Genomic DNA, 22,573 nt, shown 5'->3' on the forward strand with positions numbered 1-22,573 from the left:
TCTGTCGGCTGCCTGAGGCCCTGGAGTCTTTGGATTCACTTCGCCCCTCCCTCTATATAGAGATGCAGCTCCAGAGGGCGCCATCCCGCCCTCTTTAGAACCTATAAGACGTACGAACATCCCTCACTGCTGCTGGCAGCATCCTCATCAAATCGAAGATAGATAAGGTAAACCAACGAGTTTTCAGTGAATTAGGGACGACCCGTCCGATTTGAACAGCCCTGCGCCGCTCGAGCCCAAAGGAGGCCCTCCCGCCGGTTCTGAAGCCCCTCATCAGGCTTGGGTCCCGGCTGGTCACCCCTCGGCCAAGCAAGATTGTCCAGTCCTCCATGCACGATTCGAGCTATTCAAGTCATTTTCGATCGTTCCTGCGCCGATACTGTTTTCCTTAATTTTCATAGCATTAAAAGCCTTTTAACTCGTCAGCCGGCGTTTCGGCTGTGCAGAAATATTGGCAAACAAAACATTTTCTTGCCTATCCAAAGGCTTTGCACATTTTGATAATTTCTCCTGTCCAAAGGAAGTAATCCGACCGGCGAATAAAGCCAATTAAAAATGACTTTTAAAACCGCCGCGGATTAAACAATACAAATGTATTGAAGCAGACACCCTTTAATTTTCTCTTCAATAAAACCGGAGAACGCTTTTATGACTAAACCCAATTCCGCAGCGGGAAGCACATCGTTTCTCGTCGCGGCGATCGGCATCTACGTCGCGTACTTCCTGCACGGTGCAAGCGTCATCGCACTCGCGCAGAACATGTCGGCTCTTGCAGAAAAATTCGCAACCGACAGCGCGGGCATCGCCTACCTGATTTCCGGCATCGGCCTCGGCCGTCTCGTCACCATCCTTTTCTTTGGTGCACTCTCAGACAAGTTTGGCCGCCGCTCGATGATCCTCCTCGGGCTCGTCCTCTACGTTCTCTTTTTCCTCGGCATCCCCTACAGCCCGAATCTCACCATTGCCTTCATTCTGGCTTTCTGCGTCGGTGCGGCCAATTCAGCCATTGACACCGGCGGCTATCCGGCCATGATCGAATGCTTCCCGAAGGCTTCGAGTTCCGCAGTCATTCTGCTCAAGGCCATGGTGTCCTTCGGTCAGATGCTCTATCCGATGTGCGTGAGCTTTCTCATGGTTTCGGGCCTCTGGTACGGCTGGGCCTTTATTGTCCCGGGCGCCATCCTGATCGTGCTCTCGCTCTTCATCATCAAGTGCCGCTTCCCCGGCACGAGCGGCTCGGGCGCTGCCGGTGCGGATGTTCCGCAGATGCGCGCCAAGCCCAAGATGATGCTCGAAGGTTTGGTGGCGGTTGTCTTCGGCGTCTGCGCCTTCTCCACTTTCTACGTTGTCGCCGTCTGGATGCCGCGCTACGCCGCAGCCTTCGGCGGCATGACGGAAGCCGAATCGCTCACCACGATCTCCTACTACTCCATCGGCTCGCTCGTCTGCGTCTTCGCCTTTGCCTACCTTCTGAAGAGCAAGGTGCGCTCCGTCTGGGCCATGACGCTCAACGGCCTCATCGCCTGCGTCGCATCTGCGGTTCTGTACCTCTACCCCTCGCCCTTCGTGTGCACGGCCGGCGCTTTCCTGATCGGCTTCTCAGCCGCTGGCGGCATCCTGCAGCTCGGCGTGGCTGTGATGGCGGAATTCTTCCCGGACAGCAAAGCCAAGGTGACCTCTGTCTACATGATGATGGGCGGCCTCGCAAACTTCGTCATCCCGCTCGCAACGGGCTACCTCTCGCAGATCAGCATCCGCTACGTGATTCTGCTCGACTTCGGTCTCGCGGTCCTTACATTCCTCTCGGCCATTTACCTCTTCAAGCGCTACTACGCGGTCTTCCGAATTCCGCAAAACGATCTGCGCTGGGGCGAACGCGCCGTCGCGAACAAATAACCCCCCGTCAACATCTTTTCCAGGCTAAACGCCTAACGAATGCCGCGCTCGGGCGACGCCGGACACCCTCGTCAGAAGCTTGCTGCCTGACGCCCGGTGCGACATCCAATCACCTCTCTATCCAGGAGCAATCAAAATGGAAGTTACTGCTAAGTATGAACTGATCGGCCTCATGGCCTACCCCATTCGCCACAGCCTCTCGCCGACGATGCAGAACTGCGCCCTCGAAAAGATGGGCCTGCCGATCTGCTACATGGCCTTCGAGGTTGACAATGCAAGCTTCCCCGACGCCATCAAGGGTCTTCGTGCTCTGAAGATGCGCGGCACGGGCGTTTCCATACCCAACAAGCAGCTCGCCATCGAATACGTTGACGAACTCGATCCGGCCGCTGAACTCGCCGGCGCCATCAACACGATCGTCAATAAGGACGGCCGCCTGATCGGCTACAACACCGACGGTACGGGCCACCTCCACGGCATCAAGGAAACGGGCTTTGACCCGAAGGGCAAGACCATGGTTCTCGTCGGCGCCGGCGGCGCTGCCACGGCCATCGGCGCCCGCGCCGCTGTCGAAGGCTTCAAGGAAGTCAAGCTCTTCAACCGCAAGGACGAATTCTGGGAAGGCGCTCATGCCTTTGCCAAGCGCGTCAATGAAAAGACCGACTGCGTCGTTACCGTTCACGACCTCGACGACACGGCCGCCTTCCGCGCTGCCATTGATTCCGCCGACGTGCTCACCAACGCCACCAAGGTCGGCATGAAGCCCCTGCACGAACTCTCCGTCGTGGGCGATGCCTCCTGGCTGCGTCCGGGCCTCGTCGTCTCGGAATGCGTCTACAACCCGCATATCACCAAGCTCCTCACGCAGGCCAAGGAAGCCGGCTGCACCACGGTCGACGGCTACGCCATGCTCCTTTGGCAGGGCTGGGAACAGTTCAAGCTCTGGACGGGCGAAGACTTCCCGATCGAATACGTGAAGGAAAAGATGGGATTCAAGTAATCCAGATCAGCTCTCCAATCCGCGGATGTCTCCGAAGCAGCCTCTCAATGTGGGAAACTGCTTTCGGAGGCCCGCCGCTCCCACTCCATTCGAGCAGCCCGAGCGTCTGTGCTCGCTCCGCTCATCCCCCGCTGCATTCATCAATATCGTCATGAAGACCGTTCAGATCAAGAACATCACCGTGGGCGAAGGCGCCCCCAAGATCATCGTTTCGCTTATGGCCAAGAATCTCGCCGCCGTGAAGTCCGAAGCTGCCGCCTACGCCGCTGCAGACTTCGACATTCTCGAATGGCGCGGCGACCACTTTGCTGCCGTCACCGATTCCGCCGCCGTTCTCGAAGCGCTCAAGACGCTGCGCGCCGCTTTCCCCGAAAAGCCCATTCTCTTCACCTTCCGCTCCAAGCACGAAGGCGGCGAAGCCGAACTGACGGCCGACGACTACATCGCCCTCAATATCGCCGTTGCGGAAACGGGCCTGGTCGATCTGATCGACCTCGAGCTCTTCACGGGCGACGAGCTCGTTAAGAATGCCATCGCCGCCGCCCACGCCCGCGGCGTGAAGGTGATCATGTCCAACCACGACTTCCACAAGACGCCGGCCAAGGACGAAATCATCTATCGCCTGCGCCGCATGCAGGAGCTCGGCGCTGACATCCCCAAGATTGCGCTGATGCCCACCTGCCGCCAGGACGTCCTCACGGTGCTTTCTGCGACCGTCGACATGTCCGAAAAATACGCTGACCGCCCGATCATCACGATGAGCATGGGCAAGACCGGCGTGACGAGCCGTCTCACGGGCGAAGCCTTTGGCTCCGCTGCCACCTTCGGCGCCGTGAAGACCGCTTCCGCCCCGGGCCAGATCTCTGTGTCCGACCTGCGCACGGTCCTCACGATCATCAATAAGGCCTAATCGGGCCAGCCTGGAAGTTCGCTCGGTCCGCCGACTCGAACTTCCGCCCCCTTTTTTTAGGAACGACTGCCGCCTTTGCGGCAGCCGCCGGGGGCTGCATTGTCGCTCCAATCGCCGCCCCCCAATCCCCCGTTACGTTCCTTTGCCGCGCTGCTTTCGCCACGCGCGGTCACTCCGGAGACATCCCCCATGACGTTTGCACGCCCGAAGCGCATCAACGGCCGAGTTCCCGTTCTCACGGCCGAAGAAGCTGTCAAGTACATTCCCGATGAATCCACCCTCTGCGTCCTCGGCGCCGGCGGCGGCATCCTTGAAGCCACGAAGCTCATTGAAGCCCTTGCTGAACGCTATAAGACCACGCAGACGCCGAAGAACATCGGCATCATCAGCCCGACGGGGCTCGGCGACCGCGCTGAACGCGGCATCAGTCCGATCGCTCAGGAAGGCCTCGTCAAGTGGGCGCTCTGCGGCCACTGGGGTCAGTCTCCGCGCATCTCCGAACTGGCCGAACAAAATAAGATTTTTGCCTACAACTACCCCCAGGGCGTCCTCACGCAGATGCTGCGCGCTTCGGCCGCCCATCAGCCCGGCATTCTGAGTGAAATCGGTCTGGGCACCTTCGTTGACCCGCGCAATCAGGGCGGCAAGTTAAACGACATCACCAAAAAGGACCTGATCAGCCTCGTAAATCTCGAAGGCAAGGAATACCTCTACTACAAGACCGTTGCGCCTAATGTGGCCTTCATCCGCGCCACGACCTGCGACAGCGAAGGCTACGCCACCTTCGAAGACGAAGTGATGTACCTCGACGCCCTCGTCATCGCCGAAGCCGTCCACAACAACGGCGGCATCGTGATGATGCAGGTTCAGAAAATGGTGAAGAAGGCTACGCTGCACCCGAAGGCTGTCCGCATTCCGGGCTACCTCGTTGACATCGTGGTCGTTGATCCCGCCCAGACGCAGCTCTACGGCGGCGCGCCGGTCAACCGCTTCATCTCGGGCGACTTCACGCTCGACGACAGCGAACGCGTCAAGATCCCGCTCAACCAGCGCAAGGTTGTCGCCCGCCGCGCACTTTATGAAATGAAGAAGGGCGCCATCGGCAACGTGGGCGTCGGCATTGCTGACGGCATTGGTCTCGTCGCCCGCGAAGAAGGCTGCGACGAAGACTTCGTGCTGACGGTCGAAACCGGTCCGATCGGCGGCATCACCACGCAGGGCGTCGCTTTCGGCGCCAACGTGAATACCCGCGCCATCCTCGACATGACCGCGCAGTTCGACTTCTACCACGGCGGCGGCCTTGACGTCTGCTACCTCTCCTTCGCTGAAGTCGACCAGCACGGCAACGTGAACGTCCACAAGTTCAACGGCAAGATCATGGGTACGGGCGGCTTCATCGACATTTCCGCCACGTCGCGCAAGATTGTCTTCTGCGGCACGCTGACCGCGGGCGGTCTGAAGACTGAAGTGGGCGAAGGCAGCCTGCGCATCACCCAGGAAGGCCGCGTCACGAAGTTCGTCGAAAGCCTTCCCGAAATCACGTTCAGCGGCAAGGTCGCTCTCGAACGCGGTCTCGATGTCCGCTACATCACCGAACGCGCTGTCTTCACGCTCAAGGAAGATGGTCTGCACTTGATCGAAGTCGCTCCGGGCGTGGATATCGAACGCGATGTCTGCTCGAAGATGGCCTTCCGTCCGATCATCGACGAAAACCTCAAGACGATGGATCCGTGCCTCTTCACGGACGCTGTGATGGGCTTCAAGCTCCCCGACGGCGAATAACTTTTTTTCGAATTCATTACTCAAGGAATACGCATCATGGCAATCGATTTCACCATGACCGAAGAGCAGGAGCTCCTTCTTTCGAGCATCCGCGAACTCATCAACAACGAATTCCCGGAAGAATATTTCCGCACGCATGACGAAGAAGGCAAGTATCCGCGTGAATTCGTGAAGGCCCTCGCCGAAAACGGCATTTCGCTGCTGGGCGTTCCGGAAGAGCACGGCGGCATCCCGGCCGACTACGTCACGCAGATGCTCGCCATTATGGAAATCGCCAAGTGCGGCGCGCCGGCCTTCCTGATGACTAACGGCCAGTGCATGCACTCGATGATCCACTTTGGCTCGCCCGAGCAGCTTCGCCTCACGGCCGAAAGCACGTCCACCACGGGCGACCCCGCCTACTCCCTCGCTCTGACGGAGCCGGGCGCCGGTTCGGACAACAACGCCGCGACCACGACCTGGGAACGCAAAGACGGCAAGATCGTGATCAACGGTCAGAAGACCTTCATCACGGGCGCTGCCGAATATCCCTACATGCTCGTTCTCGCCCGCGATCCGAAGTGCGAAGATCCCAAGCTCGCCTTCTCGCTCTTCTGGGTCGATGCCAAGGCCCCCGGCGTCAAGATCAACCCGCTCCACAAGATCGGCTGGCATCTCGTGAGCACCTGCGAGGTGTATCTCGACAATGTCGTCGTTGAAGAAAAAGACATGGTCGGCGAAGAAGGCAAGGGCTTCCTCAACGTCATGTACAACTTCGAAATGGAACGCCTGATCAACGCCTCGCGCTGCACGGGCTTTGCGGAATGCGCCTTTGAAGACGCCGCCCGCTACGCCAATCAGCGCATTGCTTTCGGCAAGCCCATCGGCTTTAACCAGATGATTCAGGAAAAGCTCGCGCTGATGAAGGTTAAGTGCATGAACATGCGCCACCTCGTCCTGAGCTGCGCCGTTCAGGCCGACCGCAAGGAATCCATGCGTGAAACCGCCGCGCTCGCCAAGCTCTACTGCGCCCGCACGGCCCTCGAGGTGATCGACGACGCCATCCAGATCATGGGCGGCCTCGGCTACACCAACGATGCCCGCGTCTCGCGTCTGTGGCGCGACGTCCGCTGCGAACGCATCGGCGGCGGCACCGACGAAATCATGATCTACATCGCCGGCCGTCAGATTCTGAAGGCCTTCCGCGACTAACAGCTGATTGATCTCTCTTTATCCGAAGCGCAGACCTGCCGATCCAAACGCGAGGTCTTCGCACGGGACTTGACTGCCCATGAAGACTTGCTGTCTTCATGGGCTCTTTTTTCTTTGATGTTTATTGAGGCATTATTCATTGCCGCACCGAGGAGCCAAAAGGCTCTGGCCCCTCGTGCAATGTTCGTCCCTAGTTTTGAAAAACGACGGATGCTATTGCTTGACCGGCGTTTTCTTCAGAGCACTCTGCGCCGCTGCGTTCGTTTTGCGCAGCTCCCATGTCACCACCGAAACCGTGCGGTTAAATCCTTCAGGATCATGGAAACCGGAAGAAAGGTCGGTGAGGTACCAATCTCGTGCGGAGAGGTATTTCTCATAGGCCGTTTCCAGCTTCTCCTTAACCTCTTGCGGAAGACTCGCCTCGCCCGCCTTGAGCTTCATGAAGATCCGCTGTGCGTCTTTAGCAGCCATCTCCATCTTCTGCACACGGATGCGGTATTCCTGCTGAATCGCTTCAATCGTATAAAGCGCCTGTCCCGGATCGGTCCAATTGCTCTTTGAGCCCGGACCATGGCAGGCACTGCGCATACAGGTGTTCTCAACCTTGAGCTTCACGAGACTGGGCTGATGTTCAGCCTTGCCGTCCGCTTTGCGGGCGAAGTGACAGTCCGTACAGGTCACCCCGGCCTGACCGTGCTTGCTCTGAAGCATGATTTCAACATGCGGATGATCCGATCCATTGACGTAATGGACACCGGTCGTGCCGTTGACGCCTTGGTGCCATCCCTTCGACTTGAACCAGGCCCAGGATTCGAGGGGATCCTTAAAAAACTCCGTCGCGTAGGGGCTTACGCCGGCCTTCTGCAGGTCCTCCGGTCTAACCGGCTTATCGTCATTGAGCCATTTATAAGTCAGATAGCGATTCGCAGCGTTGTGACACTGACCGCATTGGAAATTAGCGTTGTAGTCCTTCAGAATGCCGATCTTCCGTGTGAAGCCGCGCAAACCCATGTCGATGACCTCAATCGGAGTGGAGGCTTTGCTGCCGACGGTCTTCTGATAGAAGTTCTCCCTGCCGTTTTCGCCGGTCATGGATTCAATCAAAGGCGCAAAAATGATGCGGGGCTCTGCGGAATGCGGGTCATGGCAGAAATTGCAGTTGAAGCCCGTCTGAATCTTTTTCAGCATCGGGACCACCGGACTTGAAAAGTCATAACCCTTGGGATTCGCCGACATCAGATCGTATGAGTACTCCATCATGGTCTCGGACGTTTTGCAAAGCAGGCAGCGGGAGTCTTGCTGTCCTTCACGCCCCTTGTGCGGACGCCAGCCGATGCCGATAACGTCGCCCATCATCTGATCGCCGTTTTCCGGATGCATGTCCTTGATGACATCCCAGTGCTTTTCTTGAGGTTTCCCCTGTCCCGTCTTGTCATCGTACTGGAAGCGTCCGTTCGCGCGGTTCGCCACAAAATCAGCCATCAAGCTTGAATGGAAACGAGGGAAGCGGTACTGCAGCGACCGCGGCCAACCATCGTCCTGATCACGGATGAACGAGTAGGCGGGATTCCCGCCCATTTTTGCCCACGCATAATGGTATTTCGGATTCATCAGGTCCTGATGTTCCGAGGTGTGGCATTGAGAGCAAGATTCGTAGTCAAAGCGCGTCGTCGGACGGTTCGCAGCGGAGGGCTTAGAAAAGTGTTCAGCCTTCACCGTATGGCACGACCCGCAGTTAACGTCCTTGTGCGCTCCGCGGGTGTGAAGCTTGCTGATGGTGGTATGGCATGACAGACAGGTCTGCGCATCGAGCGCCTGAGGGGGCGGCGTAAGGGGCGTACCGGCGGCACGGCCGGTTCCGAGAGCTGATGCGGCCGTCGGCAAGCTGATTAAGGCCGCAGCAATCAGCATGGTTATGCGTGTTGTTTTTTTTGGGTGCATGGATGGATCTCCTTTGAGGTGCTGCACCGCGGTCAAAGCGGTGCAGTCTTGATGAAGGAGATTCTTCCCGTCGTTCAGCCAGTTTTCGGAGCCACTTTCCTGCTCAATGGCAGAGCCACTTCAGTTTCGCATAAGGTTTGCCGCCCTATCCGCCTTAGAGTGTCCGCCCGCCGAGGCCACTGTAAGGAACGCATCCGAAGAGGAATTGAGTGCAGTGCCGACAGAATCCTGCAGGACAGAGATCACAAAATATGCCGTCATCACTGCTGCAGTTGAATCACCGCACCCAAAGAGACCGAGAAGCGTCGGCAAAAGAACGGACGAACCGTTCGGGATGCCGGCTGCCGCCATGGAAAAAAGCGCCGAGCACATTGCGGCCGCTGCCAGCGTTCCCCAATCGCCCATGCCTGTTCCGATAAGTGCAAGGCTCACATAGACGGAAAGCGTCACAGCGGCGCCTGGCATGTTAAAGGCCGCGCCCAGAGGAATCGTGATCGACGCGACTTTGTCAGGCACCCCGTAACGCCGGCAGAACGCAAGGTTCATTGGAATGTTTGCGAGCGAGCTTCGCGAGAGAAACGCCGGGTAGGCGCTGTGCTCCAGAAGATCAAGCAGTACGCCGCGCACGGGGCGTCGTGCAAATAATTTGTAGACAATAGGATTAATGACCAACAGACCGGTAAGCGTGACGCCCGACACTAAAAGCGCGACAGCGCCGAATTGTCCTAATGAAGAAAATCCTCCGCGAGTGAGTGCCCCCACTGTCAGACAGAAGACCGCCGCCGGAAGCAGCTTCAGATAGCAGCGCAGAGCAGCCATCAGTCGTATGCCTGCGGATTCGACGAGAGCGCGCACGTTTTGAGAACCCGCCCAGCGCAGCAGCAGACCAATTCCCAGTGCTGCCGCAACTGCGCCAGGCATCAGCAGTTTCGGCATCACCTGCAAAACCGGCAGCATCTGACTCCACCCCGCAGCCGCTGTCGGATCCTGCCGCACCCCCAGTTCTGCGCTCAGATCAGGATAGGTCATTTCGACGCTTCCAGCGGCCAGCGCTCCCGCCATTGCGCAGAGGAACGTTGAGAGTATGAAGGCCAGAAAAACGCGCCCGACTCGGCAAAACCCGCTGCATTGAATCCCGCCGACAGCGGTCGACGTCGATGCCGCAACTAAAAGAGGAGCCGCCAAAGTCAATCCCCAAATAAACGCCTGTCCCGTCCAGGTCAGCAGTTCACGTACTTCGAAGCACCATCCGCCGGAAGGCAGCAAGCCATGAAACATAAGCGCAAAGATGAATGCTGCAGGAATGCTGTATCGCTGGCAGCGGCGCAGCGCTGCTGGCAAGCGGTTAGGAGATTTCATCATTTAGGTGACGCTCAGCTCAAAGCTGCAAAGGAAGAAAAATGATTCGCGGCAATACCCCTCCTTGCCTTGCGGATCTACCCACAAGAGCTTATCCCCTGCCATCCAATTCATTAGAGATTTGGATGCCTCCTTCATATTGGCACCATCAAAAGGTCTCCAATTGGCTCTGCGCCAGCGGAAATGGCTTCATAGACTGGTCCCAGCTGAGGTTCTCCAGCCTCTATTCCTGCACGCTTTTGCCATGTCCCATCTCTTCACCAACCTGCGCTGCATCCCTTTGAGCGTACTGCTTGCTTTCATCGGCGGCGTCCTTTTGGTCGGGTCTTCCGGGATGGAGACCCTCAAGAACTTTGTGTCCCGGCCGTATATAGCTGACATTCTGGCTGTACTGAAGATCCTCGGCAGCACCGCGGCAGCCCTCTCACTGGTCCTCTACCTGATCCGCCGCACTCGAGCGCCCTTCACGCGGCAATCGCTGGCAATGATCGGTCTTCATGCCGGACTGCTCGCGATGGTGGTCAGCATGGGGCTGGACTTTGCCTTAGGCTTCAAGGGCTTCGTCTACATTCGTGAGGGCGAGAGCGCAGCCACCTGGTTTGACGATGCGGGCAACGAGCGGCCTCTGGGCTTCTTAGTCGAATGCCTTAATTTCAAACTCGACGTCTATCCCGGCACTACGCGCCCCGAACGTTATGCCTCAACCATTCGGTTCTCTTCATCGCGGGATGACACTGTTCCCGCCTCAAGCCTGCTTCTGGCGGTGAACAGTCCCCAATCCTATCAAGGCGTCACGTTTTATCAGCAGGACTGCGGCCTTGCACCTCGAAAAGACAGCGCCGTGGAAGTGAAAGCTGCCGTTCGCGACCGCGAGATGAGTTACCTCATCGCCATTGGCGAACCGATCCAGCTCACCGACGGCACATTCCTCCTTATCGAAGACTTTTCGCCGACCATCACTTTTGTCAAAGGACGTCCCCAAACCATCGACGCCGATCAGATGCGCAATCCCGGCTATCTGATTCGGCTTGTCAGACCTTCCGGGGAAGATCTGAGCCACTGGGTGATGCCGTATCAGAACGCGACATGGATCGAAGACGATCTCGTCATCGAAGTCGGCGACTTCAAAAACCTCGAATACACCGTTCTTTCCGTTGCCAAAACCCCCTTTGCCTGGCTTTTCTATGCCGGCGGTCTTGTCGCCGGACTGAGCCTGCTGCTCTACACCTTCATCACTTTCGGTTCACGATCTTTTTCCGAGGCCAGCCATGAATATTGAAGAACTCTTCACCCTGTCTGGAACAGGTTTGGTCATCGGCGCTCTGCTGTCCTGGCTCTCGCTTGCATTTACGGCTCGGAGGGTTCCGGCCAGTGCGGCTCAGACTCAGCCCAATTCACGCCAGCCGCTTTCATCCGGAGGCAAAGCACTTCGAGTTTTCAGTCTTGCCGCAGCGCTTCTTGCTTTAATTGGCCTCGGCTGGGGACTTCTGGATCGGTGGCGTTGGTACATGTGGCAGATGAATACGGACTGGTTTCTCTCCTTTCCGACCGCCACTTTCTATGAGTCGGCAGTCTTTTGCGCCTTTCTCACTGCATTGGCATCTGCCGCATGTTCCTCCGTGCGCCGCAGCCCGCAGCTTTTCGGCGGAGGCATCATGCTGAGCGGCATTGTGCTGCTGGCATTGAATCTCTATGCGGTGCCGACTGCTCCAGTGCTCTTTTTGCCCGCCCTTCAAAGCTATTGGCTGGTTGCACATGTCACGCTTTCCTTTACAGCCTACGCACTCTTTGGCCTTTCTGCCTGCGCCGGAGCCGCACTTCTCTGCGGCGGCGCCTCTGCGGAAACAGCAGCACCGCTCATCCGCCGTCTGAACCTCCTCGGACTCGTAATCTTCACGATCGGGGGGCTCTTCTTCGGGGCAATCTGGGCGCATCACTCCTGGGGACGCTTTTGGGCGTGGGATCCCAAAGAGACCTGGGCATTTATCACTTGGTGCGCCTTCCTCGCTATTCTTCATTTTGATCACCGCCGCGAGCTTCCCCCGCGAAAACTCGCCGCAGCGACACTTGCGGCTTTCGCCGTACTAATCTTCACTTACGTCGGCGTTAACATTTTCTTTGCGGGTCTGCACAGCTACGCCGCACTAGAGGTCTCTCCATGACGCCCCATCCGTTCTCCATCAAACTCGATCAGACTTCAGTCGTGCCGCTTAACGAGCAGCTCACTAAGGCCCTGCAGGAGGAGATCAGACACCGGCTCCAACCCGGCGACAGGCTGCCTGCCTCGCGCATTCTGGCCGAATGCCTCGGCATCTCGCGCAATACCGTAACGGCCGCCTACAAACGCTTAGTAGATGAAGGATGGTGCGATGCCAGAGTGGGCAGCGGCACGTGCGTTGCGGAGCATCTGCCGCTGCGTGAACGGAGAGACCCCCGCACAGGCAGGCCGCCCACAGAGACTTCCAGCCTTCCAGAACTCTCAGAACGCGCGCAACTGGCGCTCTGCGCTGCGCAGTTCCATGTTCAGACCGAAGAACCGCTGGCGGTTGCCGCACCAGACTACGACAGCCTGCCGGGGAAAAAATGGACTCAGATTGTTGCGCGCATCTCTAAAAGTCCCTGGATGCACAACAGCTACTGCCATCCGGGAGGCTGGGGGCCTTTTCGCCGCGTCCTCGCAGATCATCTGCGCTCTGCTCGAGGGATTTCCTGTGACCCCGAACAGATCATCATTACCTCGGGTATTCAGCAAGGCCTCGCTCTGTGCGCGCAAATCCTCTTTAATCCTGGTGATGCCGTCGCACACGAAGATCCAGGCTTTGAAGTCCACCGCAGCACACTTCGCTACTGGGGCCTTCGTCCCGCACCTGTTCCCGTTGACGCTGAAGGGCTCTGCGTCGAGCAGCTTTCTGCTTTCCCTGAAGTCCGAGGCGTTTTGGTCACGCCGAGTCACCAGTACCCGCTCGGAATGCTCATGTCGCGGCAGCGAAGAGAAGCTCTAATCCGCTGGGCATCAGCGCACAAGGCTTGGATCATAGAGGACGACTACGACAATGAACTCTCTTACGCCGGCTCACCAACGACGGCGCTCGCTGCTATCGCAGAGATTCAATCTTCCGTGGTATACCTCGGCAGCTTTTCGAAAATGATCTACCCGGGCTTCGGCCTCGGATACTTGGTTGCCCCCAAAAGTGCTGCGAAGGCCTTCGAGGGCGCCAAGCTCTTATCAGACCGACATGAGTCCGAAGTGCACCAAACCATTCTCACCGAATTCATCAGCGGAGGTTTTTACGACGCACATGTGCGGCGTCTGAAAGTGCTCTATGCCAAGCGGCGCAATGCAGCCATCCGCGCCATCGGCCGCTTTCTTGGCGACATTGGTCACCTCACGATCGACAACCAAGGCACGCACCTGTGCTTTTGTTTTGAAAAAGCGCTCGACGACGTGCATCTTGCGGACTACCTGCGTCGGGAACACCGCCTCGAGACACGCGCTCTTTCGCCCTGCTTTGCCGATGCGCCCAAAGAGTACGGTCTGATCCTCGGTTTCGCGGGCTTTTCAGAGGTTCAGCTCGAAAACGCGGTCGAAGAGCTCTCGAGGGGTATCCGTTCGTTTCTGCGCACCTCAAACTGAGGCATAAGCTCTCGTCACCTCGAACGCAGGCTTCACTAGAGCAGATCCAAAAATCATCGGGGAAGGTACGCTGCTTGGGCCGCAGCGTACCGGTTCTCAGACGATAACGTTTAGAACTTCCAGGCGGCCTGCAGCTGCGCGCTCACACCCTGACGCTTGCCCGTGTAACCGTTCACGCCCAGATCGAATTCGAAGTGCTTGGCTTCGTTCTGATACGTCCAGCCGAGCGACACGATGCCCGTGCTGCCTTCGAGGTCAGTACCGTTCAAACCCAGATCACCAAATTGATCGGAGGCTCGGCCCTTGGCATCCGCCTTGAAGGCGTATTCGTAGGTCAACGCCGCATAGGGACGCAGGGCGGACGTATAGGCGTATTCAAACACCGATCCCAATTGTGCTCGGTGTGAATTGAGCGAATTGAAATGGAAATCCGCTCCTGCCACGTCCGAAGAACCCGAGGCGGTGTAGGACTCGCTCTCGCGGCCGTCGTAGAAGTAATTCAAGAATGTTCTGTTCTTGATCTTCCCAGCAGCTTGGAATTCACCGTACATGCCTAAATGAGCGCCCCAATAATTGCTCGTGCGGTCAAAATCTACGGAAACGCCGGCAATAGGCGCGGAGAACTCATTGCGAAGCCAACCGCCCTTCACGTATCCGGTGACATGCAGCCAGTCAATCGGCGTCGCATAGTTGCCGTAGACACCGAAACCCACATAGTTGTGCTTGCCGTCGCCCTTGGTCTCACCGACCGGAGCGGTCGTGGCGGTGCGGGTGTCGTAGGTACCGTGGCCCATTTCCATAAAGATTCCGACTTCGGAATCCTGCACGTTGAAGGCGTAGCCCAAAAGGCCCGAAATTACCGTGGTGTCCGCGTCCCCGGTGACGTCGAGGTCGTACTTGCCCACACGAGCCGCCGCAAAGGGGCCGGTTTGACGCACACCCTGACGGGACTTCATCGTGGAGTCAATTAAGAGCTCATCGGCCGCATACATCGTAGCGGCGGATGCGATGCTCGACTGCATCAGCGCGTTCGTCTGGTCATTTACCTTGTCGCTGCTCGGACGTTTTTCCTTGATCGTGGCCACCAGCATTTGGTCACTCTTCATCAGGAGATCGTAATCGTCCTTGGTGAGATCGCTTTCCTGTACGCGAGAGAGAGACGCAATGTGCTCCACCTTGAGATCACCCTTGAGCTCGTCCAAAGAATCGCCCGCGGCCAAGAGATTGTTCACTTCGTCCAACGCGATGCCTTTCTCGCTGTTGATCAAGCGCACCTCATCACCCGCGTTCAATGCCAGTCCGGTGCCCGTAAGCGTGATGGTGCTTGCCCCCTGGGTTGCCGAGTGCAGCAGGACGGGAGTGCCCGTCACCGTAACAATCGCCCCGTCTGCGGCCAAATTGCCCAAGAGTTCGGGAGTCAGCAGGAAGTTCAAGCTCGCGTTGGCGGCCACCGTCAACCCGGTAAGCGCCGAAAAATCGGTCACGTTCCAATAGGAATCTTCGCCTGCAGCTCCGGAACCGACCGTCAATGAGATCTGTCCGTTGTCAGTGATTTCCGTAAACCCTGAGAACTGCACTTTGCCGGCTCCGGTACTGTTGATGCGGATCTGCGCATCATTTTTGGCTGCCAAACTCGATTCTGCCGTGGTAATGAAATCTTTCTGGATGTCGATCTCGGAGCTGTCTTGCCCAAACAACGCATCCTTTGCATCAGTGGTCAAAGAATCGGAAATCGTAGCGATGGAAGTGCCGTGCAGCCGGACACCAGTGGTGTAATCGCCCTTCATGGTGATTGTGGCGGTCTTCGCCGTCACATGGGCGTCGTTATAGCCAAAAATACCCCAAGCAGCATTGTTATCCGCAAAATCCATCGTGAGATCGCCCGAGAACCCCACTGTTTGGTCGGTATAAAGACCGTAGGCGTGGTTCGTATCGTGAATGGAGATACTCATTTGATCGCCGAAGGAATAATTGCGCTTGGAGACCAAATCCAACGCGTATGCGGTCGCTTGAGGTGCCTTTGAAATGGCGATCGTCACCGGGCCGGTGATCGCGATGTCTTTTCCATATGCGGTGTATTGTGGATAGTTCTTATGATCCCAAACGTACAAACCCTCCACCTCTGTCATGCTCTCCGCATTGTTGCCATTGAGCTGCAGGTTCAGACTACCCACCTCAAGATTGGCTCCATATCCCAGTCGAAACGCCCCGATCGTAGTGTCGTTCGCCCCGGCGGTGATATTGATTTCCGCCGAAGTCGCGGAGAAGGTGCCACCGATTTGACCCAACACAGCCATGATGTCGCGTGCTACGTCCACCCCGGAGCGGTCAATATTCATCACCAAACCGCTGTTGAAAAAAACCTTCCCGTGGTACGCCACCCCCTCCGGCACGCTTCCTTCCATCAGCACAGGACTGTCCGTGTTAAAGGTCGTTGTTCCGGTATTTTCATAGTTGGTAGCCCGGAAAAACCATTGCTCGGTATAGGGCACTACGGTGCCATCGTCCAACGTGGTGGTCGATATGCTGGTGTCGTCCATCCGTAAGACCAAATTGCCTCCGGTAAAGGTCAAACCACCGCGGTAGGTGCCATCTAAAATCTTGGTCTGCGTATTGACATACGAGTTTTGTAAGGTCAGCGTTTTCCCCGCACCGATCGTTATTTCAACGGGATTGGTGTAATCCGAACCGATTACAGCAACGGTATTTGTGACCGTATAAACCGTGTCCTCATCAAACGTTTGACTGGAATGAATATAGGGACCGGTCACTTCTGCGCCCAAAATAGGGCCCGATAATGCGAATCCGATGGCCAGCGCCAACGGTGTGAGTTTTCCTTTCGTCATAGATTCTCTCCACGCTAGTGTCTTTGAAGCTGGAGAGAAATAAAAAACTTCGCATCCAAGTCCAAAGACTCGAAACACGAAGTTCATCGGAAAGAAAGTGCTGATTTCTCAACACTGGAGAGGGCTGTTTACCCCCCCCCCGTGTAAATTTTTATTGCATGCGCAATGACAGAAACAGTCGTTTTCTGTTTAGTTGACTTTACTGAATTCAATCGTCTTCGTCAAGCAATCACCGGTGACAACAGCATAGAAACTCCGGCATCAAAAAAGTTATGCCTAAGTTTGAATGCCGGTTTTCTAAATGAAAGCAATCCAAAGGTCTTCGACGCTTTGATCAACACAACCTCCCTCAAAAAGCAACGGCCTCAGACGAACCCGCGCCGCCTGAGGCCGATTTGTTTCTGCTCTGCATGAATTATGGCACCGTAATCAAATCGTACTGGTCATTGCCCATCCCGAGCGCCTTCATGGCAGTGAGCTGATGCAGGCCGCGTCGGCTTTCGATACGTTCGACCAGATCATGCTTCTCAGCGTCAGGACGGCCATAGACCAAATCGACCGAAGCCTGATCAATGGCCAGAATATCTGTGGAAGCGAGAATGCCAATGTCTGGGATCGTGGGTTCCGCGGCAGACGTGCCCGCGCAGTCGCAGTCAACCGACATACGGCGCAGCACATTGATAAAGACAATCTTCTTCCCAAAGTAATCACAGACGGCTTTGGCGGATTCTGCCATCGTCTCCATCAGCATTTCCTTGCCGGGCCACTGATCCCACGGCAGATTCACATCCGAAACGGCATGAACCTGCTGCTTGCCGATGCGGCCGTCGGCGCAGCCAATGGCGATATTCTTCATTGAGCCGCCGAAACCGCCCATCGCATGCCCCTTAAAGTGCGTGAGGACCAGCATCGAATCGTAATTGACGATATGGCCGCCCATCGAAACTTCCTTGAAGTGCTTGCCGCCTTTAACTGGCAGATTCACCGTTCCCTCAGCGTCCATGATGTCAACCGGGCAGAAGGTCCAGCCGTTGATTTCAAGGGTCTTGAGGTGATCCTCGGTGGTGTAGCGGTCGCCGTGATAGAGGGTGTTCGTTTCGACAATCGTGCTCTCAGGGATGCGTGCCTGCAGGGACTTCACCATTTCGCGCGGCAGGATGTTGGGACCGTGACGCTCGCCGGTATGGAGCTTAATGGCGATCTTGCCCGACAAATTGTCCTTGATCAGGTCGTAGAGTTTATTCAAGTGATCCGAGTCGATCACGGGTGAAAAATACACTTTGGCTCGCCCGGTTTCTGTGCCTGCAGCGGGCGCTGAGGCGCCCGCTGCCGTCCCGACGGCACCGAGCGCACAAGCACCGGCCGTTTTCAAGAAGTCTTTCCGAGTCATGTTCACAACGGTTCTCCTAATGCGTTTGAATGAACTGCCGCCCTTCAATCAGTGCAGTTCGTCAGAGGACAACGGCTTAAACGTTCCTGCAGCCGTGTTGACCGATTTATTTTCACCATTCCTGTCAACAAAGGAAATATCCATTTCTCTCAAAGATGTGCCCAAATCGGAACTGCAGAAAAACATCGGCACAGGTCCTTTTCGCGGGATAGTGTTCAGCCGAAAGATCAAGCGTAAACCCTAAATCGGCTGCGGCAGGCGCGTAAGATCATGAACTTTCGAATTCTTCTCAGAGCCTTTCGATGAACTATCTCACTCTGCTTGTTCTGGCCTACCTCGCGGCACTCCTCTGGTTCGGCATCCGAGGCGGGACTCGCGAACGTGAACTCAACGCGTTTCTGACGGCCGGCGGATCGGCCGGCGCGCTGCTCTGCGCCTTCTCGCTTGTGAGTACGATCATCGGCGGCTCAGCCACGCTCGGCATGGGCGCACTCGCTCAGAAGGTCGGCCCGGCGGCTTTTTGGTGGCTCGGCGTCGGCGCTGTCGGACTTTTTCTCCACGGTCTCATCATTGCGCCCGTTATCCGCAAGCTCCCCGTCGTGACGCTCCCGGATGTGCTCAGACACCTTGCGGGCCCGGCGGCAGAAAAATGGGCGGGCGCCATTATCGCGCTCTCCTGGGCAGCGGTGACGGCCGCGCAGTTCACTGCACTGCGCGCACTCCTTCATTCCATTTCGGGCGGCATGACAGCTGAGGTGCTCTATGTGCTTCTCGCGGCCGGCATTGTGCTTCATACGGCTTTAGGCGGACAGCGCGGCATTCTGCGGGCCGACTTTCTACACACGATTTTGCTGCTGGGAGGCTTCTCCGCCGCAGCGCTCTGGTGCGTCATGGAGCGGAGCGCTGACATCGCGGCGCTTCCTGTGATGCCCTTTACGGAGACCTTCGGGCTCGGCGACTGGGTGAAGATGATGCTCCTCGTCGGCATCACTTACCTGATCGGCCCAGACATGTTCTCGCGCACCTTCGCGGCCAAGAATGCGCAGACCGCGCGCCGCGCGGCCTGGACAGCTGCGCCGCTCCTCGTTTTCTTCGGCGTAATCGTGACGATGCTCGCGCTCCTCAACATCAAGGCTGAGCAGCCGATTTCTGACTGGCTCGCTGTCGGAAGTCCGCTCCCAGCCGCTGCGGCCGCAGCGCTTTCCATGGGGCTTATCAGTGCGCTTGCCGGCTCGGCCGATACGATTCTGCTCTCCGCGGCCGGCATCATTGAGAAGGATCTCTTTGGCGGCGCCCGTGCACGTGCCGTGCGTCTCTGGGCTGCCGCCGTCGGCATTTTGGCCGCACTGGCCGCCTATACCTCGGGAGACATCATCGGGTGGCTCCTCAAGGGCTACGCGCTCTTCGTCCCGGGCGTTGCCGTGCCGCTCCTCGTCCTCGTCGCCGGCCGCGCCCGACACGCGGATCCCAAGCTCTGGACTATTGGGGCCGCCGCGGGCGGCCTGGGAGGGCTTATCGGCAGCCTTACCGGCATCACCCTCTGGACTTACGGCGGCATCGCTGCTGCCGCCCTTTTTGCGATCTTTGCCGTACGGCGCGCCGCCCAAACCCGCCGAACGGCCGCCGCGTCACCGCTTCAGCCGCTTTCATAAATTAGAAGCCTTAATGTCGTCATCGGGCTTTTTGGAGCTCGATCCCGACACGCAGATCCTTTATGCTTACGGGCAGTTTTTTCGGAGCGCCGCCAGTTTTTATCCGACAAAGCCGGGCGCCGCTCCGCTGCATCTGCGTTATTAAGCAATGACCAAAGTTCTTCTCATGATTCTCGACGGCTGGGGCATCGGCGGCGGTGCTGCAGACCCGGCCGACGCCATCAGCGCGGCGCACCCGGCCTTCATTGAAAGCCTTGCCGCCCGGTACCCTCACGCGGAGCTTCGCACCTACGGCGAAAACGTAGGCCTGCCCGAAGGTCAGATGGGCAATTCCGAAGTCGGCCACCTCAACATCGGCGCCGGCCGCGTGGTCTATCAGGATCTTGTGCGCATCAACCGCGCCTGTGCGCAGGATAAGCTCCTTGAGCAGCCCGAATGCCGCGCGATGTTTGAGTACCTCAAAGCTTCCGGCAAAGCGCTTCACCTGATGGGACTCTTTTCCGACGGCGGCGTGCATGCGAGTTTTGACCATCTTCTGGCCTTCATCGACCTTGCCCGCCGCGAAGGCATTGAGCATGTCTACGTTCACGCTTTCATGGACGGCCGCGACACCGATCCCAAGAGCGGCCTGGGATTTGTGGAAGCGCTCGAGCGCAAGCTTTCCGAGCCCGGGGAAAGGGCTCAGCTCGTAAGCCTCATTGGCCGCTACTACGCCATGGACCGCGACAAGCGCTGGGAGCGCATTGAAGAAGCCTGGCAGCAGCTCGTGAACGGCAAAGGAACGCATTCTCGAGACCTTGCCAAATCGGTGCGTGCGTCCTACGCCGCCGGCGTCACCGACGAATTTATCAAGCCCGTCGTGAAAACGGATGAGGCTGACCGTCCCTTCGGCACGCTCCAAGCCGATGATGCGGTGCTCTTTATCAATTTCCGCAATGACCGCGCACGCGAACTCACCTCGGTTCTCACCCAGGCGCCGCAGGGCAGCATGCACCCGCTGCCGCTCTGGTTTGCGACGATGACGCCCTACGACGCAGCCTTTAAGGGCCTGCATGTGCTCTTTGCCAAGGAAAATGTCGTCAATCCGATCGGCGAATATGTGTCAAGCCTGGGGCTTAAGCAGCTGCGCATCGCTGAAACGGAAAAATACGCCCACGTCACATTCTTCCTGAACGGCGGCCGCGAAGAGCCCTTTGCCAACGAAGACCGCATTCTCGTCCCCTCGCCCAAAGTCGCCACCTACGACCTGCAGCCAGAGATGAGCGCTCCGGAAGTCGCTCAGAAGCTTTCTGCGGCCCTTCTGAGCGGTCAGTACGACTTTATCTGTCTGAATTTCGCCAACGGCGACATGGTTGGGCATACGGGCGTCTGGAGCGCCATTGAAAAGGCCGTGAGGACAGTGGACGACTGCGTGAAGCAGGTAATTGAGGCCGCCCAGGCTTCGGGAACCGACGTCGTCATCATTGCCGACCACGGCAATGCTGACCATGCCCGCAATGCCGACGGCTCACCCAATACGGCACATTCACTTAACCCCGTGCCGATCATCGTCGTGAGTCCGAGAGCAAAGGCCGTTCATAACGGCGTTCTCGCTGATGTCGCACCGACCGTGCTGACGCTTATGGGCGTTCCCGTGCCGCCCGAGATGACCGGCAAGCCTTTGGTTGAGCTTAAGGCATAAACCGCCAGTCCAATCCATCCAGACCCAAACGCCCGGCAGTCGAAACTCCCGGGCGTTTTGTTTTTGCGGTCTGCGTTCTCTCAGCTTAAAGAAGGCGCATCAGCATTGAGCCTGAGCAGTGTCCGAGGCATTTGGCGCCTCGGACGCCGTCAGGGCGCCGCAGAAGCTGAAGAGGCGTGCGGCGCCAAGTAAGGATTGAAACGTCTTCTGCGCGAAGCGTCAGCTCGCGCAGGCCGCGCATACAGCGTCTTCCTCGCAATCTGTCCCGCCGGAACGCTCAAGAACCTCAGCCATCGCCTCATCAGCCTCGTATCCGGCCGCCATGAAGCGCTCGGCTTCAGCGGTCGGCCCCATGGTATCCGTCGTGAGGAGACTCCCGCAGATCGCCGAATTGACGCCGATCCGCATGGCTTCCCGCACGGCATATTCGGAAAGCTGCAGCCGGCCGCCCGCAAAGCGGAGCTCTGCCTGCGGGTTAATGAGTCTGTAGAGGGCGACGGTCGTGAGGAAATGGTCTTCGGACAACTTCGGGGCATGCTCCAAAGGCGTGCCGGGACGAGGATCCAAAAGATTAAGCGGAATAGACGGGACTTCGAGTTCGCGAAGCGCAAACGCCAGGTCAATGCGGTCTTCCGCTGTCTCACCCATGCCGAAGAGCCCGCCCGAGCAGACCTCCAGTCCTGCCGCCTTAGCGGCGCGAATGGTCTTCACTTTATCCTCCCAGGTGTGTGATGAGCACACCTGCGGGAAAAACCGCTCGGAGGTTTCCAAATTGCAGTGCACCCGCACAAGGCCGGCTTCCTTGAGAAGCGCAAGATCCTTTTCGTTAAGGAGCCCGAGCGAAGCGCAGAGCTCGAGCTTGGGGTTGGTGCTGCGCAGCTTTTTAAGGTGCTCCGCATACATCCGGGTTTCCCGCGCAGAAGGTTTGCGGCCGCTCGCCACCAGTGAAAAACGAGTGATGCCGCCCGCCGCAGCGTGCTCGGCTGCCGCATCCACTTCACTGACAGGCAAAATGGGATGAATCGGAATGCTAGAAGATGGCCAGTGCGCAGACTGTGCGCACCATCTGCAATCGCAGGAGCAGGCTCCTGTTTTGATGCTGACAATGCCGCAGATATTAAAAATGCGCGATGCAAAGCGTTTCGTCGCTTCTGCGGCGGTATCAAAAAGATCTGCCCGAAGCGCAGGATCAGAAGCAAAAGCAAGTGCTTCATCGCGGGAGATCGTTTCGTTCCGGGCGATGCGGTCAATAATAGGCTGAAGAACCGGCATGAGGTCTCGCAGTTACGGT

The 22,573-nt window shown here is 57.6% G+C and carries 16 protein-coding genes; 10 read left to right on the plus strand and 6 right to left on the minus strand.

Annotated features, from left to right (window positions below; genetic code table 11):
* Positions 1-648 precede the first annotated feature (648 nt).
* The 5 genes from DES29_RS07235 to DES29_RS07255 all read left to right on the plus strand — a co-directional run bounded on the left by DES29_RS07235 (position 649) and on the right by DES29_RS07255 (position 6,779).
* Entirely contained in the window at positions 649-1,896 is a 1,248-nt protein-coding gene (locus tag DES29_RS07235; protein WP_021996003.1) for an MFS transporter, read from the plus strand.
* A gap of 136 nt (positions 1,897-2,032) precedes the next feature.
* Positions 2,033-2,896, plus strand: coding sequence for a quinate/shikimate dehydrogenase (gene ydiB / locus DES29_RS07240; protein WP_113854661.1), 864 nt, complete (start codon positions 2,033-2,035; stop codon positions 2,894-2,896).
* A gap of 151 nt (positions 2,897-3,047) precedes the next feature.
* A complete protein-coding gene (gene aroD / locus DES29_RS07245; RefSeq protein ID WP_113854674.1) occupies positions 3,048-3,806 on the plus strand; it encodes a type I 3-dehydroquinate dehydratase in 759 nt (252 codons plus the stop codon).
* A gap of 189 nt (positions 3,807-3,995) precedes the next feature.
* Positions 3,996-5,588, plus strand: coding sequence for an acyl CoA:acetate/3-ketoacid CoA transferase (locus DES29_RS07250; protein WP_021996000.1), 1,593 nt, complete (start codon positions 3,996-3,998; stop codon positions 5,586-5,588).
* A 36-nt stretch (positions 5,589-5,624) separates the two neighbouring features.
* Positions 5,625-6,779 carry an acyl-CoA dehydrogenase gene (locus tag DES29_RS07255; protein WP_005432535.1) on the plus strand — a complete coding sequence of 385 codons (1,155 nt, stop codon included), beginning with the start codon at positions 5,625-5,627 and terminating at the stop codon, positions 6,777-6,779.
* 213 nt (positions 6,780-6,992) lie between these two features.
* Here DES29_RS07255 and DES29_RS07260 read toward each other — a convergent pair whose 3' ends face one another.
* Entirely contained in the window at positions 6,993-8,720 is a 1,728-nt protein-coding gene (locus DES29_RS07260) for an ammonia-forming cytochrome c nitrite reductase subunit c552 (RefSeq protein WP_113854662.1), read from the minus strand.
* Positions 8,721-8,840: 120 nt separating this feature from the next.
* Positions 8,841-10,082 carry a cation:dicarboxylate symporter family transporter gene (locus DES29_RS07265; RefSeq protein WP_113854663.1) on the minus strand — a complete coding sequence of 414 codons (1,242 nt, stop codon included), beginning with the start codon at positions 10,080-10,082 and terminating at the stop codon, positions 8,841-8,843.
* Positions 10,083-10,323: 241 nt separating this feature from the next.
* Here DES29_RS07265 and DES29_RS07270 point away from each other — a divergent pair, with 241 nt between their 5' ends.
* The 3 genes from DES29_RS07270 to pdxR are packed head-to-tail and all read left to right on the plus strand — an operon-like array spanning position 10,324 to position 13,713.
* Positions 10,324-11,358 (plus strand): cytochrome c biogenesis ResB family protein, encoded by a 1,035-nt coding sequence (locus DES29_RS07270; protein WP_021995996.1) that lies wholly within the window; start codon positions 10,324-10,326, stop codon positions 11,356-11,358.
* Positions 11,348-12,241 (plus strand): cytochrome c biogenesis protein, encoded by an 894-nt coding sequence (locus DES29_RS07275; RefSeq protein ID WP_021995995.1) that lies wholly within the window; start codon positions 11,348-11,350, stop codon positions 12,239-12,241. Before DES29_RS07270 ends, DES29_RS07275 begins: the two co-directional genes overlap by 11 nt.
* Positions 12,238-13,713 carry a MocR-like pyridoxine biosynthesis transcription factor PdxR gene (gene pdxR / locus DES29_RS07280; RefSeq protein WP_021995994.1) on the plus strand — a complete coding sequence of 492 codons (1,476 nt, stop codon included), beginning with the start codon at positions 12,238-12,240 and terminating at the stop codon, positions 13,711-13,713. The genes DES29_RS07275 and pdxR overlap by 4 nt, the downstream gene beginning before the upstream one ends.
* A 110-nt stretch (positions 13,714-13,823) precedes the next feature.
* On the opposite strand, the gene DES29_RS07285 is transcribed toward pdxR, so the two are convergent.
* Together DES29_RS07285 and DES29_RS07290 are read right to left on the minus strand one after the other, a co-directional pair.
* Positions 13,824-16,559, minus strand: a complete 2,736-nt coding sequence (locus DES29_RS07285) for an autotransporter outer membrane beta-barrel domain-containing protein (protein WP_113854664.1) — start codon at positions 16,557-16,559, stop codon at positions 13,824-13,826.
* Positions 16,560-16,974: 415 nt separating this feature from the next.
* On the minus strand, positions 16,975-17,949 hold the full coding sequence (locus tag DES29_RS07290; RefSeq protein ID WP_236578917.1) for a DUF362 domain-containing protein: 975 nt from the start codon (positions 17,947-17,949) through the stop codon (positions 16,975-16,977).
* 302 nt (positions 17,950-18,251) lie between these two features.
* On the opposite strand from DES29_RS07290, the gene DES29_RS07300 reads away from it, so the two are divergent.
* Positions 18,252-19,601, plus strand: coding sequence for an SLC5/6 family protein (locus DES29_RS07300; protein WP_113854666.1), 1,350 nt, complete (start codon positions 18,252-18,254; stop codon positions 19,599-19,601).
* 148 nt (positions 19,602-19,749) lie between these two features.
* Positions 19,750-21,282, plus strand: a complete 1,533-nt coding sequence (gene gpmI, locus DES29_RS07305; protein ID WP_021995865.1) for a 2,3-bisphosphoglycerate-independent phosphoglycerate mutase — start codon at positions 19,750-19,752, stop codon at positions 21,280-21,282.
* Between the two features lie 85 nt (positions 21,283-21,367).
* On the opposite strand, the gene DES29_RS12480 is transcribed toward gpmI, so the two are convergent.
* Both DES29_RS12480 and bioB read right to left on the minus strand, forming a co-directional pair.
* Positions 21,368-21,523: a hypothetical protein gene (locus DES29_RS12480; protein ID WP_156022094.1), complete on the minus strand. Its 156-nt coding sequence runs from the start codon at positions 21,521-21,523 to the stop codon at positions 21,368-21,370.
* On the minus strand, positions 21,502-22,554 hold the full coding sequence (bioB, locus tag DES29_RS07310) for a biotin synthase BioB (RefSeq protein ID WP_021995864.1): 1,053 nt from the start codon (positions 22,552-22,554) through the stop codon (positions 21,502-21,504). The genes DES29_RS12480 and bioB overlap by 22 nt, the downstream gene beginning before the upstream one ends.
* Positions 22,555-22,573 lie beyond the last annotated feature (19 nt).

This window comes from Sutterella wadsworthensis (assembly GCF_003315195.1).
Lineage (GTDB): Bacteria > Pseudomonadota > Gammaproteobacteria > Burkholderiales > Burkholderiaceae_F > Sutterella > Sutterella wadsworthensis.

Coding starts and splice junctions, on each gene's coding strand:
- DES29_RS07235 (WP_021996003.1), top strand. CDS start 649: ATGACTAAACCCAATTCCGCAGCGGGAAGCACATCGTTTCTCGTCGCG.
- ydiB (WP_113854661.1), top strand. CDS start 2,033: ATGGAAGTTACTGCTAAGTATGAACTGATCGGCCTCATGGCCTACCCC.
- aroD (WP_113854674.1), top strand. CDS start 3,048: ATGAAGACCGTTCAGATCAAGAACATCACCGTGGGCGAAGGCGCCCCC.
- DES29_RS07250 (WP_021996000.1), top strand. CDS start 3,996: ATGACGTTTGCACGCCCGAAGCGCATCAACGGCCGAGTTCCCGTTCTC.
- DES29_RS07255 (WP_005432535.1), top strand. CDS start 5,625: ATGGCAATCGATTTCACCATGACCGAAGAGCAGGAGCTCCTTCTTTCG.
- DES29_RS07260 (WP_113854662.1), bottom strand. CDS start 8,720: ATGCACCCAAAAAAAACAACACGCATAACCATGCTGATTGCTGCGGCC.
- DES29_RS07265 (WP_113854663.1), bottom strand. CDS start 10,082: ATGATGAAATCTCCTAACCGCTTGCCAGCAGCGCTGCGCCGCTGCCAG.
- DES29_RS07270 (WP_021995996.1), top strand. CDS start 10,324: ATGTCCCATCTCTTCACCAACCTGCGCTGCATCCCTTTGAGCGTACTG.
- DES29_RS07275 (WP_021995995.1), top strand. CDS start 11,348: ATGAATATTGAAGAACTCTTCACCCTGTCTGGAACAGGTTTGGTCATC.
- pdxR (WP_021995994.1), top strand. CDS start 12,238: ATGACGCCCCATCCGTTCTCCATCAAACTCGATCAGACTTCAGTCGTG.
- DES29_RS07285 (WP_113854664.1), bottom strand. CDS start 16,559: ATGACGAAAGGAAAACTCACACCGTTGGCGCTGGCCATCGGATTCGCA.
- DES29_RS07290 (WP_236578917.1), bottom strand. CDS start 17,949: ATGACTCGGAAAGACTTCTTGAAAACGGCCGGTGCTTGTGCGCTCGGT.
- DES29_RS07300 (WP_113854666.1), top strand. CDS start 18,252: ATGAACTATCTCACTCTGCTTGTTCTGGCCTACCTCGCGGCACTCCTC.
- gpmI (WP_021995865.1), top strand. CDS start 19,750: ATGACCAAAGTTCTTCTCATGATTCTCGACGGCTGGGGCATCGGCGGC.
- DES29_RS12480 (WP_156022094.1), bottom strand. CDS start 21,523: ATGCGCGGCCTGCGCGAGCTGACGCTTCGCGCAGAAGACGTTTCAATC.
- bioB (WP_021995864.1), bottom strand. CDS start 22,554: ATGCCGGTTCTTCAGCCTATTATTGACCGCATCGCCCGGAACGAAACG.